Source organism: Microbacterium sp. GbtcB4 (assembly GCF_019091465.1).
GTDB lineage: Bacteria > Actinomycetota > Actinomycetes > Actinomycetales > Microbacteriaceae > Microbacterium > Microbacterium paraoxydans.
In genome coordinates this window covers 1-15,116 of sequence record NZ_JAGXJJ010000006.1, presented here as the reverse complement: position 1 = coordinate 15,116, position 15,116 = coordinate 1, and the positions used below count along the sequence as shown (strand labels likewise).

Below are 15,116 nucleotides of genomic sequence, written 5' to 3'. Positions count from 1 at the left end.
GCGATAGATTCTCGATAGCGCCAAATGTGCCATGAGACGAGGGGATCCCGAATGACCACCGCTTCTCCACCCGTTCCTGCCGCGTGGCACCCCGATCCTTCCGGTCGGAATCAGTATCGCTACTGGGATGGCGTCGCCTGGACGGACTGGGTCGCGAACGACGGCGTGCAGGCGACGGACCCTCTTCATATGCCCGCTGCGCCTTCCGTGGCTCAAACGAGGAGTACCGCAGCCGAACGGCTCACGAGCAACAACGAGCCCGAGCGGGAGAAGGCGACTCGAACGGGATACCTCCTTCTTGGCGCGGACGGATACCCGAACACCGAAGTCGCTGGCGAATTCGCCCGGATGGACAGCATCCACAAGGCGATCGGTCGAAAGCCGAAGAAGGACGAGGAGATCGAACGCACTGATCTGATCGCTGCTCTCGTTCCAGAACCGACCAATCCGCACGACAGGAACGCCGTCATGGTGCAGATCAATGGCCAGCTCGTCGGGTATCTGGAGAAGGAGGTCGCAGCCCTCTACGTTTCCGCAATCCGCGATGTGTGGGAGTCCGGACACGTTGCGGCAACCGGCGCACGCGTCTGGGCCTCAGCTCGGGATTCGTGGGACGCATCGCGCAAGCTGAAGTATGTGGCGCGCGTGTCGGTCGCCTTGAGTGAGCCCCATCTCGTGTTGCCCATGAACGAGCCGCCGGCTGGTGCCTACAGCATCTTGCCCTGGGGTCCCGCGCTCCAAGTCACTGGTGAAGAGCAGCATCAGGATGTCCTGTCGGGCTTCATCACCAGCGCCGGTGACGGCTTCGCCTTGGGCACGCTGGCGGCGTTCGAAGGCGGGACGGCGCGCGCACCGAAGACGCTGATCGAGATCCGGCTCGATGGAGAGCGGGTCGGTCAGCTTACGCCCGCGTCCAGTCAGCACTTCGTGCCGACCGTCCGCCATCTGGAATCGCAGGGGCAGGCGGCGGCCGCCTGGATCAGGGTGAAGGGGAGCGCGATCGCTGCTCAGGCGACCATCCAGGCTGCCAAAGCACACGAGCTGCCAGCAGATTGGTTCGCAGAGCCGAACACGATCCCAGCACTGCAACGGAACGCGAGACCAGCGAGAAACTGAAGCTATCGGACGGCCTAGCGCAGGTGCCGCGCCAAACTCCCACCACTTTTTCTCACGGGACGATCCCTGCGCCGATAGTGCTGATAACTGTGAATATCGGCGGCTAGAAACGCACCCCTTGAAGCGAGATGGGGCTGAGCACGAGATTAAACATCTCGGTCACTCGATTACGAGAGGATCCGACGTTTTTACACGTCTTCGCCCATAGTCCGCGGCGATATTGATGCTTGCGGGAACAGCCGAGCCGGGGGAGGCTGATGAGGCCGAACCGTCGCGGGCACCCGCGGGTCTGGTATCTGGGGAACGAGGCCGGGGAGGCCTCATGCGGGGTGCCGCACTCCGGCGACCCGTGGGCCGCGTGGGGAATCCTGCACACCCGCGCAGACGGGGCTGATACCGTCGGCGAATGCCGAGACGGATGGCGGACCCGGCGTTCCGCGAACAGCAGTGGGCCGAGCGTTATGCGCCGCACATCGCGCCGGTGAACGAGTACGTCGATCACCTGCGCGAAGAAGGTCGCGGGTGGGTTCCGTATGTCGCGCCGATTCACGGCGGCGTGAGGGCACGCGTACTGAGCATCCTCCGTGATCCTGGCCCTGCGACGCAGGACGGGAAGGGATCGGGCTTCATCTGCGTCGAGAACAACGACGGAAGCGCGGAGCTGCAGGCGGTGTTGCTGGGGGAAGCGGGGTTGTCGCCGTTCGATCTGCTCCCATGGAACGCGTACCCGTGGTACATCAACCGGGTGCCCAACGCCGCCCAGCTGGATGCCGGCGTCCAGACGATCATCCAGCTGCTGAAGCTGGTGCCGGATGTGAGCGTGGTGCTGCTCCAGGGCAGGCACGCGGAGCGTGCATGGGGGCGGCTGCTGAAGCTCGAGCCTGCGATCGAGCAGGACAGGGCGCTCAGCATCGTTCGCACCTGGCACCCTTCTCCGCAGGCGCTGTTCGTGCGGGACCCCGAGCAGCGGGCGGCTCGGGTCAACCGTCGGCGCGAGGCCTTCTTTGAGGTGGCACAGCTGTTGCGTGGGCGGTCGACGTGAACGGGGCGAACAACGTGCCAGCCCCTCCGCTACTCTCAGCTGAGATGGACCCCACGAAGGAGAAAACATGGGCCTGTTCGACGAGGTGAAGGATGCCGCCTCCCAGGCGGCTCAGGCAGGCATGGACTAGGCGCGCGCCGCGGTCCCTGTGGCATCGACGGCGTCACCCGTGGCCCCGGCCGAGCCTGCGATGACGACGACCGCAGAGCCGCGGCCGATCATCGAGCTGGAGAGCCACATCGACGGCCGCAACGCGAAGGTGCGGCTCTGGGCGGACCGCCTCGAGTGGGAGCGCCCGCGCGGAGTCTCCGACGGGAAGATCACCGCCGGAGTGCTGACAGGTGGCGTCTCGCTGCTGGCCACCGGTGTGAAGGGCGCCAAGGACGAGCACGACATGGTCCTGCTCAAGCACTCACGAACGTCACCAGCCGCAAGGACGGGCTCAAGTTCTACGCCGTCGACGTGCAGACATCTGCCGGTGCCGCGGTGAACACGATCACTTTCCGAGTCAGCCGGGATGAGGCAGGGCAGTTCCGCTCTGCGATCCTCGGCGCGATGCAGGAGCAGGAGGCGAAGGCATCGTCCCCTGTGGTCGTTCAGGCGGCGGCGCCGGCGGCCGCTGCGCCGGCGGCCGCTGCGCCGGATCTCACCGCTCAGCTGCAGCAGCTCGCAGCGCTGCGGGATGCCGGCGTGCTGACCGAAGAGGAGTTCGCATCGAAGAAGGCGGATATCCTCGCAAGGATCTGACGGCGCGAGCTGAACGTCAGGGCCGCCCGAGCGATGACGCTCCGGGCGGTTCTTTCGTGTGGGTGCGGTGGGTCGCCAGACCATGCCGCCCCTCGGGCGAGGCGCCCGCCGAGGGGGAGTGGTTCGGCAGACGCCTCGTCAGCTCGTGGCGCCGTCATGCGCGGCCCCCGCTCCGTCGCGCTTCGGCCCGAGCAGGTCAAGGATGCGTCTATCCCTCGCCCAGCGCAATGCTCTTCATCCGGAATTGAGGATCCGTGGCCAAAGGTCAATACGCGGAGAAGTCCCGGCGCCTCATGATCTTGTCGACTCCGACGAGGCCAGCGAAGCGTGCGACGTCGCGGCCACCCATGACGCGGTTCAGGGTGAACTTCGCAGGAAACTGCTCCAGGAGAGGATTCTCGCCATCGAAGGAGCGTGAGGTCTTGAGAGCGAAGATCCGCGTGGTGTCGAGCGCGCGGAAGCTGTCGATCGAGAGGATCGAGGTTCGCGGAGACTCGTACACCAGGCGATCGAGCTGCTTCTGGTTGGTCCAGTGCTGGCGGATGCGCTTGGCGATCCCGACCCTGTCGCTGGTGGCGCCGACGTAGACCTGGGCATACGCGTCGAGAACCATGACGTAGAGCCCGGGCACACCGTCCCACTCGTTGAGGTCAGTGACCTCGACCATGCCGGATTGGCTCGCGATGACTGCCTGCAGGGCGGTCTCGAACTCAGCCCGGTCGAGCGCGGCGAAGTGGGCCATGTTCAGGTCGTAGTTCATGAGCGCCCGCGTCTGCAGCTCCTGACACCACGCGTCGGTGTACGTGCGATGGTCAGCGTCTTCGAAGAACTCGTCGACGCTGTCCCACAGCTCGGGATCCATGTCGCGAGACCAACGAGGCTCCGAGGAGCGCTTGTTGATCCGAGCGTAGTTCTCACGCGTCATGCGCAGGCCGAGCCCGCGGAGGCTGCGGACGGTCACACCGAAGTGGACAGCGCTATCGGTGCCGACGGCACGAGTCTTTCCCCGAGGCGGAATGGCCACGGTGACGCCCCAGACCTTCCGAGAGAGCCTCGTCTGCCAGCGGTGCCAGACCAGCCGATGCCCGGAGTCCACCAGCGCCTGAAGGCTCGCGTTCGCGTCTGCGCCGGTCACCACGTCGAAGATCCGCTCAGGGTCGAACTCGGTGCCCTGACCCTCTGGGATCAGCCCTGCGTCCTCCAGCCCCCAGGGGTGGGCGTCGTAGACGAGGAAGCCGGCATCTGAGAGCTCACGCCGCAGCGTCGCAGCTTGCTGCGGGCCCGGCGCCCACACGTGCGTCTCACGTGGGGTGCTCGTGATCTCGAGGTCCATGGATGCGCTCAGCTCTCGGCGCGCCAGCGTGCGGCCTCGGCGGCCATCTCGGCCCGCGCAAGGCGGAGCCGCGCGAGCTTGCCAGGGTTGGCGTCCAGGTTCAGCGGGGGCGTGAAGTGCACGATTGCTGCTGTCTCGATCTCAACGAGCGGAACCGGCATGTCCGAAGGGGCCGGCCATACTGCCAGCGTGAGCCGTGCGTGCATCCACTCGTTGAGGCGGGCGTCGCTACCCGCGTCGAGGGCGTAGTTCGCGAAGCGCTCGGGGCGGGCGAGGTTGCGGGGCACGGCGTGAAGATCGAGTGTTTCGCGTAGGAGAGCGGCGAAGGAGCGCCTGACGGTCGATCCGCCGGTGCGCGGTGCGGACTTGACGTTCGTGGCGAAGTGGCCGTTCAGGTTGCGAGAGGCCAGGCTCTTTTCGGCCTTGCCTACGTAGAGCGGCGCACCTGGCGAAGGCTCCAGCTGGAGATCCTGCCATGCCTGGCCGTCGCCGTAGATGGCATAGAGTCCTGGGCGACCGGGAACATGCTCCGCGGCATCCGCGATCACCCAATGCCCTGCAGAGAGCGTGGCAACGGCGGCCTCAGCAAGCTCCCGCATGAGCTGTGTGGTCATAGGGTGACTCTAGTGTCGGGCTGATCGATGTTCTCCGCCGGCAGCGCGGCGAGGCCGTCCTTGGCCAGCGCTCGAGCTCGTCCTCGTGGCGAGCCTCTCCAGCACTGCCGAGTCCATATCGGTCGAGCCGAACCCCGCGAAACTCGGAAAGGCCGCGGCACCGCGCTCGGGCGCTGACTGCGCGGGAGCAGATCGGGGCGCCTGCTCAGCTTCGTCAGAAGCTGGAGTCAGCGTGCAGGAGCTGCCCATCGACGTCGTACATCACGGCCGGGCGCCGGGTGTCGGGAAGGGCGAGCACAGCGCGCCGTGCGCGGGGTGGCCGTTGGCGATCCGCCGGGAGTGGGCGCGATCTCGCCGCGATCCGGGCGTGGGCGAAGGAGAATGGGCACCGCGTTTCCGATCGCGATCGCGTACCGGATGCAGTCCTCGAGGCCTACGACGCCGTGCACTGAGAGTCGGTAGTCAAGCGGCGTCGGCGTCATTCCTGGCTGCGTCAGAAGACCTTGATGCGAAATCTCTCCGCTACGACCTTCAGTGCATCGTCGGTGACGAGGATCGGGTCGGGGGAGAGAGTGAGAACGTCACCGGCGGCGGGGTGATCCAGCCAGAGCGCTTTGCACCATGCAGCGCCATGCTTGCTGCCGAAGTGGATGCCAAGCGGCTTCTCGAAGTTGTTCAGCACGACGTCATGCAGATTGGCGGCGATCGCTGTTGTGATCGAGCGCTCCTCACCGCGAAGAACGCCGGTCGTCAGCTGGGGGACTCCAAGCCGTGAGAGCTCCAGCTCCATCAGGCGTTCGATGGCTGCCATGGAGTCGGGATGTTCGATATCGATGAACCACCCGTTCTCCGGGAGCACGACGGGGATCATGCCTCGGTCGTAGCGCCAACCGGCGGGGATCGCGCCGAGCCCCATGAAGTCCCGTTCAGACCAATCGCGAGCGACTTCCTCGACGAACTCCTCCAGCGTCATCGCCATCGACTCGGCGTCCTTGGTCAGCGGGTCAGCGGAGCCGTTGGCCCGCTTGAACGGTGCGAGCACCTCTGCGTATGCGCATTGACGCGTCTCCGCGACGTAGAACGTCTGGCCCGGAACGTCGTAGCGGTTCCACCCGTCGCGCCATTTCGGATCGGTCTCACGGGTGATCGCGGACAGCGGCGGGTACTCGGTCTTTCCGACGTGGAAGCAGTACGCCCCCGAATCGGAGACGAGGTGCAGGCCTGTCTTCTCGCAGGTCCACTCCCGCCTCATGCGGCGGCTGGGCCGCTGATGAACGACTGCACCGCATCTGCGACATCGCTGTGACGGTCCTCGCGGATCGCCGTGATCGGGGTGTCCTCGCGCAGCATTGGATTGCCCCCGATGAACCACTGGCGGGCGACGTGCTCGCCATCGGCTGCCGCCAGCAGCGTCCATTGGCGGTGCGCGAAGGTGAGCCGGCGCGAAGCCTCGAAGCGCGGCTCAGGGCCGTCGTCCTTGGCCCAGCGGATGGGCAGCTTTCGGTCCTTCGACCCCGCCAGCGCCGCGACCAGAGTCGGGCCGAGAGACGCGTTGAGCTCACGGACGATCTGGTGGATGTCCATCCTCATGGTGCGCCCGTGCTGTGTGGTGGGGGTCAGGGTCTCCATCCCTTTAGGGTACCTACGTTCGGCCCAGAAAACCACCCTAGTTACACCCCTAAGATCAGGATGAGACGCGTCGGAGAACCTCCTGCGCGAGCTCAGTGTCGCTGTAGTCGGCGAGCGCACGAGCAACGATCAGGACCTCGTTCGACAGGTCCGCAGCGTCGAGGTAGCCCGCCGCGAGCAGCCCTTCGAGAGGACTGCGCCTGCACGCGATGTCTGCACAGCCTCACGCGGGCTCGGAGGTCGTTCGCCACGTCGCCAGTAGCTCACCGTCGAGGCTGAGGCCTGAAGACGTACGGTCGACCCGTGCGATCCTCACGCAGCCTCGCGACCCTCGGATGCCGGGACGAGTGAGCAGTTTGATGACCCTCCACGCCCAGAGCTCATGACGAGGATGGAGTCTGTTCTCGCCCGACGGATTCGCCTTCCCCAAGGCAGGCTCTTGTTCGCGACATCTGCTGAAGGTTCCGAATGGGTGTTCGGGTAGGAGACACGAGGCGGCAGGCCCGAACTGGAGGAGCTTGTTAGTACGCTTTCACGCCGTGGGCGCGGTCACCGAACAACTGCTCTGCTGATGGGGCTGATTTGATGGGCGGCGTCTGAGCAGTCGCTGAGCGAAATCACTGTGGATCCCGCGGGCCGCAATGCAGATCGGCGCGAAAGCTGGGGATGCGTGGCGGCTTTTCGGCGGCTTTTCGGCGCCGTCGACAACGCAATTGCGGTTCGGAGCTCGCGGCGCAGCTCTGCACTCGTCGGATGATAACGAGCGCCGCGGACTCGGCGACGCCCGCAGCGGCCGTCGCGAGCCGACCGCTCGGGCCGGCCGAGGATGTGAGGGGCCGGCACGTTCACCGCGCCGTGCGCGAGGTGCGGAAGAAGGATGTCAGTATGTGTGGCATGTGTCTTTCACCGCGAGGGGGAACGTGGCGTTAATTCAAGACAGCGTCTTCGCCTACATCCAAGGGTTATTTCAGCGAGGCGTGGTGCTCATCGTTGGTTCAGGCGCATCTTGTGCGTACGGGCTGCCCAGCATGAGGGAGCTGGCTGAGCACCTTCTCGAGGTGGTGCCCGGCGACCTCGCAGATGACGAGGATGCCCGGCGGGAGTGGGAACGAATCGCGACGGGCTTGGCAGCAGGGGAAGGTCTCGAGTCGGCGCTCGGCGAGCGGCCGTTACCAGAGTCACTGGCCGATCTGCTTACGGCAGCGATCACTTATCGAGTTCAGCTTTCGGAAGGCGCGGCGATCGCGGAGATTCTTGGCGCCGAGCAAGTCTCTCCGTTCGGGCGTCTGCTTGAGCATGTACTGCGATCTGCGACGCAGGCGGACGTGATTACTACCAACTACGATCGGTTGATCGAAGTGCACGCAGCACGCGCTGGCGTTCGGGTGGACTCCATGTACTACGGGCACACCGTCGGCCGGCTAGATTCCGGTCTCAGCCGCGATGAGTTGTTCGAGGCCCACGTCGCCGCTGGCCGGCGCATGCGCGGCGTCAGCGTGCGCATGCGTCCGCATATTCGTCTCGCAAAGCCGCATGGCAGCCTGGACTGGTTCGCTCACGATGGACAGTACTATCGTAGCGATCTCGCCATCCCGGGCTCGCGGCAAATCATCGCGCCGGGTGGCAACAAGTATCGGCTCGGTTACGAGGTGCCGTTCGATCAGCAACGCAACCGCGCCAATACCGCCATCGACGAGGCGGCATCACTGTTAACCGTAGGTTATGGGTTCAACGACGAACATCTTCAGACCCATTTACGTTCGAAGTTTGCACAGGTGCCGGCGGTCGTTGTTAGCCACTCGCTCACCTCGAATGCGCTCAACTATCTCGGTTCCAACTCCGGGGCGATCGGCATCGAAGCGATCGCGGACGGACAGGGAAGTCGGATCGTGCAAGCTGGGGAATATCTTGAACTCGATACGCCAATCTGGGACTTGGAACATCTCGTAAAGGAAGTGCTCGGCATATGACTGATCCTGCTCTCGACTTTCCCCGTGAGGAAGCCCTTGGGCGCGTTTTCCGAGTGGACACGACAAGCGTCTGGGCGGAGGCCTCGGATCACGAGCGGCTGACTCGCATCGGGGTCGGCAGCCTTATCGCGTTCCAAGGGTCCAACCCGTCCGAGTTCCTTGTCGGCATGTTGGATCGCGTTACCCGGGATCTTCAGGAAGAAGCCCTGCTCGACGAGATCAGCCCAGACGGCGACGTACCGATGGAGATACGCCAGCGGGATCTCCTGCGCGTGGTCCTGCTCGGTACCTATCGCACCGTGGACGGAACCAGAAGAAACACGTTCAAGCGCGGTGCGGATAGTTATCCACTCGTCGAGTCGCTTTGCTGGGTAATCGACGGCCCCAACCTTCAACGGCTCATGGGCCTGCTTGCTCGCCAGCTCGAGCCGGAGAAGCGGCTACGTCTCGGAACGTTCGTCGCTGATTCGACAGCCGAGGCCGTCGCAGATGGTGATCGCCTCTTTCAGCGGCACGCGGCACTGCTGGGAAGCACCGGTTCAGGCAAGAGCTGGGCAGTCGCCCTCATTCTCGAGCGAGCGAAGTCGCTCGCCCATCCAAACCTTGTCGTGTTCGATATGCATGGAGAGTACACGCCCCTGACAGAGGGCGACGCCCCGATAGCGCGCGCGTTCCATATCGCAGGGCCAGGGCAACGGCCGGACGACGATCAAGCCCTTTACCTCCCGTGGTGGTTACTCAACCAAGAGGAGATGCAGGCCCTTCTCCTCGACCGATCCGAGGAGAATGCCCCCAACCAGGCGGCTCGACTCACCCATCACGTGCGCGAACTCAAGCGTGAAGGACTTCTTGCAGACGGCAAGACTGTACTCGCGGGTAGGTTTACCGTCGACAGTCCGGTCCCGTACGATCTCGCCGAACTTGTCAAACGCCTCGGCGCTGACGACACTGAAATGGTGCCAGGGGCGCGCCCTGGAAGTGAGAAGCAGGGACCCTTCTTCGGCAGGCTCACGCGACTAGTGAGCCGGATGGAAGCCAGGGTCGGAGACCGTCGTTACGGGTTCATGTTCGATCCGCCCGCTGACCACCTCGGGTACGAGTGGCTCCACGACTTCGCTGGACGTCTGCTCGGCACCGCTCCCGGGATCAAGGTTGTCGACTTCAGCGAAGTGCCGAGCGACGTCTTGCCGATCGTTGTCGGCGTCATGGCGCGCGTGCTCTACGAGATCCACTTCTGGACCGCTGAGGAAAAGCGCACACCCGTAACCCTCGTATGCGACGAGGCGCATCTCTATTTGCCGGCCGGCAACGCAGGCGCCGCCGACCTGCGAGCTCTCGACTCCTTCGAGCGAATCGCAAAGGAGGGACGGAAGTATGGCATCTCGCTGCTCGTTGTCAGCCAACGCCCGTCGGATGTCAGCCGCACAGTGCTCTCCCAGTGCAATAACTTCATCGCTCTGCGTCTCACGAACGACCAGGACCAAGCTGTCGTGAAGCGACTCATGCCTGACAGCATGGATGGACTTACGGCGGCGTTGCCGCTACTAGACGTCGGAGAAGCACTGATACTGGGCGACGCGATCATCCTGCCCACTCGTATTCGACTGGATGCCCCAACGGTGAAGCCCACCAGCGCAACTATGAACTTCTGGACCGATTGGAACGGCGCACCTGTGGACAATGACGCTCTCATCGCGGCCGTCGAGGCGATGCGAACGCAGTCGCGTCGCTAGTAGTCATCGGGAGAGAGGCTGTAGTCATGAGGAAGAACTCAGCGCCGAGCGGTATCGACTCAGTACCGCCTCCACCGTCCGGGTCGAGCCTGTCGCAGATCGTCGATCACTACCTCGATGGTTACGAAAGGCAGTTCAGAAAAGCGCGGCGTACTGTCAAGAGGCGCGCATCAGGGGTGACAATCGCGGCCTCGATTCTCACCGGTTTGGTTGCAGTCCTCGGGTCGATCAGCGCCGTGCTCGCGACTGACTGGTGGAGCGGGGGCTTAGCCGTCGCGACAACGCTCACATCTGCGACCGTTACGGTTCTGACCGCGTGGAACGACCACTTTCGTCATCGAGAGTTGTGGATCCAACGTTCTGCGGTTCTCGCGCAAATCAACGAATTGCGCCGAAGCTTTGCCGCTCGAGCGATATCGCCCTGGTATAGACGAACCTCGACGCGGGCTGAAGCACGCGCCGTCCTCGCCGAGCTCAACAAGATCCTTCGTCAAGATCTCGAGACGTGGACCAAGATCCAGAGCCGCTGAATTGACTCCGTCGCAGACCGAGCGTGGCAGTCGTCCGGCAGGTCTCCGCCGCGCTAGGGCTCAGGGCGCCATATGGGCCCGGATCCGTATGTCCATCGACGCGCCAGCTGGCGGCGTGGACGCGCGAGCCGCAGCGGATCGCGGTGCATTTTGGTGCAGGGGAGGCGGCGGACACTTGTTTGCACGTGTGCGCAGAAGCGGCGAATCTCCGCATTAACGCGTCGATCTGGAATCCGAGTCGGGCGTTCAAGACGGGTGTCAATGGGTTCAAATCCCACCGTCACCGCCACCACGAAGGCCCCGCCTCCCGTTGTAACGACGGAGATGCGGGGCCTTCGTCATGTCCGGGATCCCGAGCGTGATAACGTAGATGTCGTTCACGGGCCTATGGCGCAGTTGGTAGCGCGCCTCGTTCGCATCGAGGAGGTCAGGGGTTCGAATCCCCTTAGGTCCACAGGAACAGAACGAAAGAACCTCGCCCCGCATCCTCGCGGGGCGAGGTTCTTTCGTTGGAGCTGGCGCATGGGGCCGATCCGATCGCCGCGACGAGACTGCTCGGCAGCGGCCGGGGGCTCGATTCGGTGCCCCTAGGCTGAGGACATGGACGCGACGCCCAGCGAATCCGGCTCGACCCTGCACACGCATGCCGTCGACAGCCAGCGCCGTGCCGCAGCCCTCGGCGAGGGGAATCGGGTGCTGTCCCGCACGCAGAAGGTGTACGTGGCGCTACGGGACGACATCGTCCGCACGCGGCTCGCGCCGGGCGAGGTCGTCATCGAACCCGAGCTGGCCGCGCGGTTCGGGGTGTCGAAGACGCCGGTGCGTGAAGCCCTGCAGATCCTCGTCGTCGAAGGGCTCGTCGTCGCGCTCCCTCGTCGCGGTTACGTCGTCCGCCCGCTGGGCATCAGCGAGGTGCGCGAGGTGCTCGACCTGCGGTTGATCATCGAACCGCCGATGGCGGCAGGGGCGACGCGCTACGGCAACGAGGCCTTCATCGAGGAGCTCAGCTCGATCCTGGACGCGCAGCGCAGCGGCTCCGGTACGGCGGAGCTGACCGATGCGGCCCGCGCGTTCCACGAGTGCATCCTCGGCGCGGCACGCAACGCTCGGGCGAAGACGCTCATGAGCGGCCTGTTCGACGAGACGACGCGGAGTCATCACCTGATCCCGGCGATCGATGCGCGCATCCACTCGGACGTCGAGAACAACGGGCACCAGCAGGTGCTCGAAGCGATCCGCACCGGCGATCCGCGGGCGGCCGAGGAGGCCATGCGCCGACACCTCGTCGAGCTGCGGGAGTTCGTCCTCCAGGCGCTCCTCGAAGCCTGACCCACCCTGGCCTCGTCCTCGTGGCGTCATGAGCACTTGAGATATATCTGAGGTATATGCCTATTGTGCACAAGATATTCGGGAGCTATGGTGGTGCCGACACCGCGGTCGGCTCTTCGGCCTCGATGGGAGTTGCCGAGAGGATCCAGGTTTGTTGCGACGTCGCATCCGCACCTTCACCGAGCTGTTGAGCTTCGCTCCGCCCGCGCTTCCCACCGAGGCGACGCGCGTGGCTGAAGCCCGCAGCCTCGACGACCTCCGACGGCTCGCGAAGCGACGCGTTCCCGGATTCGTCTTCGATTACGTCGAGGGGGCCGCGGTGACCGAGCAGGCTGCGCGCGACAACGAGTCGGCCTTCGCCCGCCGGAGATTCGTGCCATCCGTCACCGAGAGCGCAGCGGGAGCGTCGCTCGCCACCCGGCTGCTGGGACGCGAGCACGCGATGCCCATCGGCATCGCCCCGATCGGCCTCACCGCCCTCATGCGTGCGGCCGGCGAGACCGACGGTGTGCGTGCGGCTGCGAACCGCAACGTGCCCTTCGTGCTCTCCACGATGGGCACGCGGAGCATCGAGCACGTCGCTGACGCGGCCCCCGATGCGCGCCGCTGGTTCCAGCTGTACCTGCGGCGCGATCGCGCCGCGTCGCTCGCCCTCATCGAGCGGGCCGCCGTAGCAGGGTTCGACACGCTCGTGCTGACCGTCGACACCCGGGTCCCGGGGCAGCGCTACCGCGACGACCGCAATCGACTTTCGATGCCGCCGCGTCTGACGCTGCGCACTGCCGCGCAGTCTGCACTCCACCCGGCGTGGTCGCTCGACCTTCTGGCGCACGACGCACCGGCCATGGCGAACTTCGGCCCGCGGTCTGGAAGCGTCACCGACGTGGTGAGCAGCATGTTCGATCCCGCCCTGTCCCTGGACGACGTGCGGTGGCTGAGGGGGAACTGGAACGGGCCGATCGTGGTGAAGGGCGTCCTGTCCGCCACCGACGCCGAGCGCTTCATCGACGCCGGCGCGGACGCCATCTGGCTCTCCAACCACGGGGGGCGCCAGCTCGACCGTGCGATCGCGCCGATCGAGGTCGTGGGCGCCGTGCGGGCCGCCCTCGGCGACGACGTCCCCATCGTGCTCGACTCCGGTATCCGCAGTGGGCTCGACGTCGTGGCCGCGATCGCCGCGGGGGCCGACTTCGTCTTCCTCGGCCGGGGATACATGTACGGCCTCATGGCGGGCGGCCGGGTGGGGGTCGAGAGGGCGCTCGACCTGGTGGCGAACGAGACCCTGTCGACGATGCAGCTCCTCGGTGTGCGCACGACCGCCGAGCTGCGCGGCCGGGGGACCGCGGTCCTCGCGCCCACCGGATAGCCACGACCACGCCAGCACTTTTCAATGACGAAAGGACACCCCATGGCCAACGAACAGCAGCGCACCATGACCCCGCAGGCGAGGCGCGCGATCGCCGCAGCCTACTTCGGCACCCTCATCGAGTGGTACGACTACGCCCTCTACGGCGCCGCCGCGGGCCTCGTGATCGGCCCGCTCTTCTTCCCGGACGTCATCCCGGCCTCCGCCTCGATGCTCGCCTTCGCGACCTTCGCCGTCGGCTTCGTCGTGCGGCCGCTCGGCGGCCTCCTCATCTCCCACCTCGGTGACCGGGTCGGCCGGAAGCCCGCGATGATCCTGACCATCGTGCTCATGGGGATCGCGACCGTGGGCATCGGGGTCCTCCCGACCGCCGAGGCGATCGGGTTGGCCGCGCCGATCCTGCTCATCCTGTTCCGCTTCATCCAGGGCTTCGGTGCCGGAGCGGAACTCGCCGGTGCCCTCACGCTCGTCGCGGAGTACGCACCCGAACCGCGCCGGGGACGGGTGATCGGACTAGTCACCTCGGGCGCACCTGGCGGAGCATTCCTCGCGACGTTGGCCTTCACGTTCGCGTCGATGCTTCCCGGCGACGTGCTGCTCGGCTGGGCCTGGCGCATCCCGTTCCTGGTCTCCGCCGTCCTCTTCGTCCTCGCGCTGTGGATCCGTCGCCGCCTCGAGGAGACGCCTGAGTACCGGGACGCCGTGGCGAACGCCGAACACGCCGCGACGAAGGTGCCCCTGGCAGAGCTCTTCCGCCGCAGTCCCCGCGAACTCATCCTCGGCTTCTTCAGTGTGTGCGGTCACAACGTGACGAACTATGTGCTCAGCGCCTTCGCCCTCAGCTACCTCACGCTGACGGTCGGGATGCCCCGGGTCGAGGCGCTGATCGCGGTCCTGGTCTCTTCACTGCTCACCGCCTTCGCTCCCGTCCTCGGCGGGGTCGCGGTCGATCGCTTCGGGGCCAAGCGCGTGGTCGTCTTCGGCTCCGTCGCCGGGATCGTCCTCACGTACCCGGTCTTCCTCTCGCTGCAGTCCGGCGACCCGGTGCTGGCCGCCCTCGGGATGACGGCGCTCGGCGTCGTTGCCGTGGGCGCGACCGCGGCCTCCACGGGGACCTTCCTCACGAACCTCTTCCCGACCCGGTACCGCTTCACCGGCGTCGCGACGGCCCGGGAGCTCAACGGCGCCCTGGTCGCCGGCCCGACTCCCCTCATCGCCACCGCTCTCGTCGCGGCCGCCGGGGGAGGACTCTGGCTCGTGGTGCTGTTCGTGATCGGCGCCTGCCTGGTGTCCCTGCTGGCCGTCGTCGCGACACCGAAGCGCATCGGGGACCTGCAGCCCGAGGACCTCTCCGGTGCCTCTCGGTTCGCGCCGACCGGAAGCGCGTCAGAGTGAGGGGAACGGGCGACACGCCCGGGAATCGGCGGTGATTTGCCCGATGCCCGGAACCCACGTAAGTTATTACCTGTTCGCCCCAAACGGTTGAGCGGAGGTCTTCGGACCGGCTCCCGTCAAGCATCGAACACCTCCCGAATCCCACACACTCACTGAGTGAACAGGATGAAGGATGCTGATCCGTTCCCACGGTCAGGCCGAAGAAACTCGGACTTGACAACGGAAACGAGATCGGTAAGATAGAGAAGTTGCCCTGCGGGCCTGGTCGTGATGGCTGGGTCGTGGGAGCATCCGATCCTTGAGAACTCAACA

Annotated in this window: 15 protein-coding genes and 1 tRNA gene; 12 read left to right on the top strand and 4 right to left on the bottom strand. The window is 65.6% G+C overall.

Features of this window, described 5'->3' with window-relative positions; translation table 11 throughout:
• The first annotated feature begins 51 nt into the window (after positions 1-51).
• From KVS71_RS10975 to KVS71_RS10960, 4 genes are all read left to right on the top strand, one after another.
• Entirely contained in the window at positions 52-1,116 is a 1,065-nt protein-coding gene (locus KVS71_RS10975; protein ID WP_217584539.1) for a DUF2510 domain-containing protein, read from the top strand.
• A gap of 406 nt (positions 1,117-1,522) precedes the next feature.
• Positions 1,523-2,158: a uracil-DNA glycosylase gene (locus tag KVS71_RS10970; RefSeq protein WP_217584538.1), complete on the top strand. Its 636-nt coding sequence runs from the start codon at positions 1,523-1,525 to the stop codon at positions 2,156-2,158.
• Between the two features lie 190 nt (positions 2,159-2,348).
• Positions 2,349-2,648: a hypothetical protein gene (locus tag KVS71_RS10965; RefSeq protein WP_217584537.1), complete on the top strand. Its 300-nt coding sequence runs from the start codon at positions 2,349-2,351 to the stop codon at positions 2,646-2,648.
• Positions 2,645-2,905, top strand: coding sequence for an SHOCT domain-containing protein (locus KVS71_RS10960; RefSeq protein ID WP_368874673.1), 261 nt, complete (start codon positions 2,645-2,647; stop codon positions 2,903-2,905). The genes KVS71_RS10965 and KVS71_RS10960 overlap by 4 nt, the downstream gene beginning before the upstream one ends.
• Before the next feature lie 265 nt (positions 2,906-3,170).
• Here the strand turns inward: KVS71_RS10960 and KVS71_RS10955 are convergent, their stop codons facing one another.
• Positions 3,171-4,238: a hypothetical protein gene (locus KVS71_RS10955; protein ID WP_217584536.1), complete on the bottom strand. Its 1,068-nt coding sequence runs from the start codon at positions 4,236-4,238 to the stop codon at positions 3,171-3,173.
• Between the two features lie 8 nt (positions 4,239-4,246).
• On the bottom strand, positions 4,247-4,852 hold the full coding sequence (locus tag KVS71_RS10950; protein WP_217584535.1) for a GIY-YIG nuclease family protein: 606 nt from the start codon (positions 4,850-4,852) through the stop codon (positions 4,247-4,249).
• 20 nt (positions 4,853-4,872) lie between these two features.
• Here KVS71_RS10950 and KVS71_RS20350 point away from each other — a divergent pair, with 20 nt between their 5' ends.
• Positions 4,873-5,304 carry a histone-like nucleoid-structuring protein Lsr2 gene (locus KVS71_RS20350; protein ID WP_306663921.1) on the top strand — a complete coding sequence of 144 codons (432 nt, stop codon included), beginning with the start codon at positions 4,873-4,875 and terminating at the stop codon, positions 5,302-5,304.
• A 41-nt stretch (positions 5,305-5,345) separates the two neighbouring features.
• Here the strand turns inward: KVS71_RS20350 and KVS71_RS10940 are convergent, their stop codons facing one another.
• Positions 5,346-6,104 carry a hypothetical protein gene (locus KVS71_RS10940; protein ID WP_217584533.1) on the bottom strand — a complete coding sequence of 253 codons (759 nt, stop codon included), beginning with the start codon at positions 6,102-6,104 and terminating at the stop codon, positions 5,346-5,348.
• On the bottom strand, positions 6,101-6,481 hold the full coding sequence (locus tag KVS71_RS10935) for a hypothetical protein (protein WP_217584532.1): 381 nt from the start codon (positions 6,479-6,481) through the stop codon (positions 6,101-6,103). Before KVS71_RS10935 ends, KVS71_RS10940 begins: the two co-directional genes overlap by 4 nt.
• Before the next feature lie 896 nt (positions 6,482-7,377).
• Here KVS71_RS10935 and KVS71_RS10930 point away from each other — a divergent pair.
• From KVS71_RS10930 to KVS71_RS10900, 7 genes are all read left to right on the top strand, one after another.
• Positions 7,378-8,451 (top strand): SIR2 family protein, encoded by a 1,074-nt coding sequence (locus KVS71_RS10930; protein ID WP_217584531.1) that lies wholly within the window; start codon positions 7,378-7,380, stop codon positions 8,449-8,451.
• Positions 8,448-10,184 (top strand): ATP-binding protein, encoded by a 1,737-nt coding sequence (locus tag KVS71_RS10925; protein ID WP_217584530.1) that lies wholly within the window; start codon positions 8,448-8,450, stop codon positions 10,182-10,184. The genes KVS71_RS10930 and KVS71_RS10925 overlap by 4 nt, the downstream gene beginning before the upstream one ends.
• 26 nt (positions 10,185-10,210) lie before the next feature.
• Entirely contained in the window at positions 10,211-10,714 is a 504-nt protein-coding gene (locus tag KVS71_RS10920; RefSeq protein ID WP_217584529.1) for an SLATT domain-containing protein, read from the top strand.
• A gap of 381 nt (positions 10,715-11,095) precedes the next feature.
• Positions 11,096-11,168, top strand: a tRNA-Ala gene (locus KVS71_RS10915).
• A gap of 146 nt (positions 11,169-11,314) precedes the next feature.
• Complete coding sequence (locus tag KVS71_RS10910) at positions 11,315-12,043, top strand: GntR family transcriptional regulator (protein WP_217584528.1); 729 nt, start codon at positions 11,315-11,317, stop codon at positions 12,041-12,043.
• Between the two features lie 151 nt (positions 12,044-12,194).
• Positions 12,195-13,409 carry an alpha-hydroxy acid oxidase gene (locus KVS71_RS10905; RefSeq protein ID WP_144882062.1) on the top strand — a complete coding sequence of 405 codons (1,215 nt, stop codon included), beginning with the start codon at positions 12,195-12,197 and terminating at the stop codon, positions 13,407-13,409.
• A 42-nt stretch (positions 13,410-13,451) separates the two neighbouring features.
• The gene (locus KVS71_RS10900) at positions 13,452-14,804 is read left to right on the top strand and encodes an MFS transporter (RefSeq protein WP_234024162.1); all 1,353 of its coding nucleotides are present in this window, start codon (positions 13,452-13,454) and stop codon (positions 14,802-14,804) included.
• Positions 14,805-15,116 lie beyond the last annotated feature (312 nt).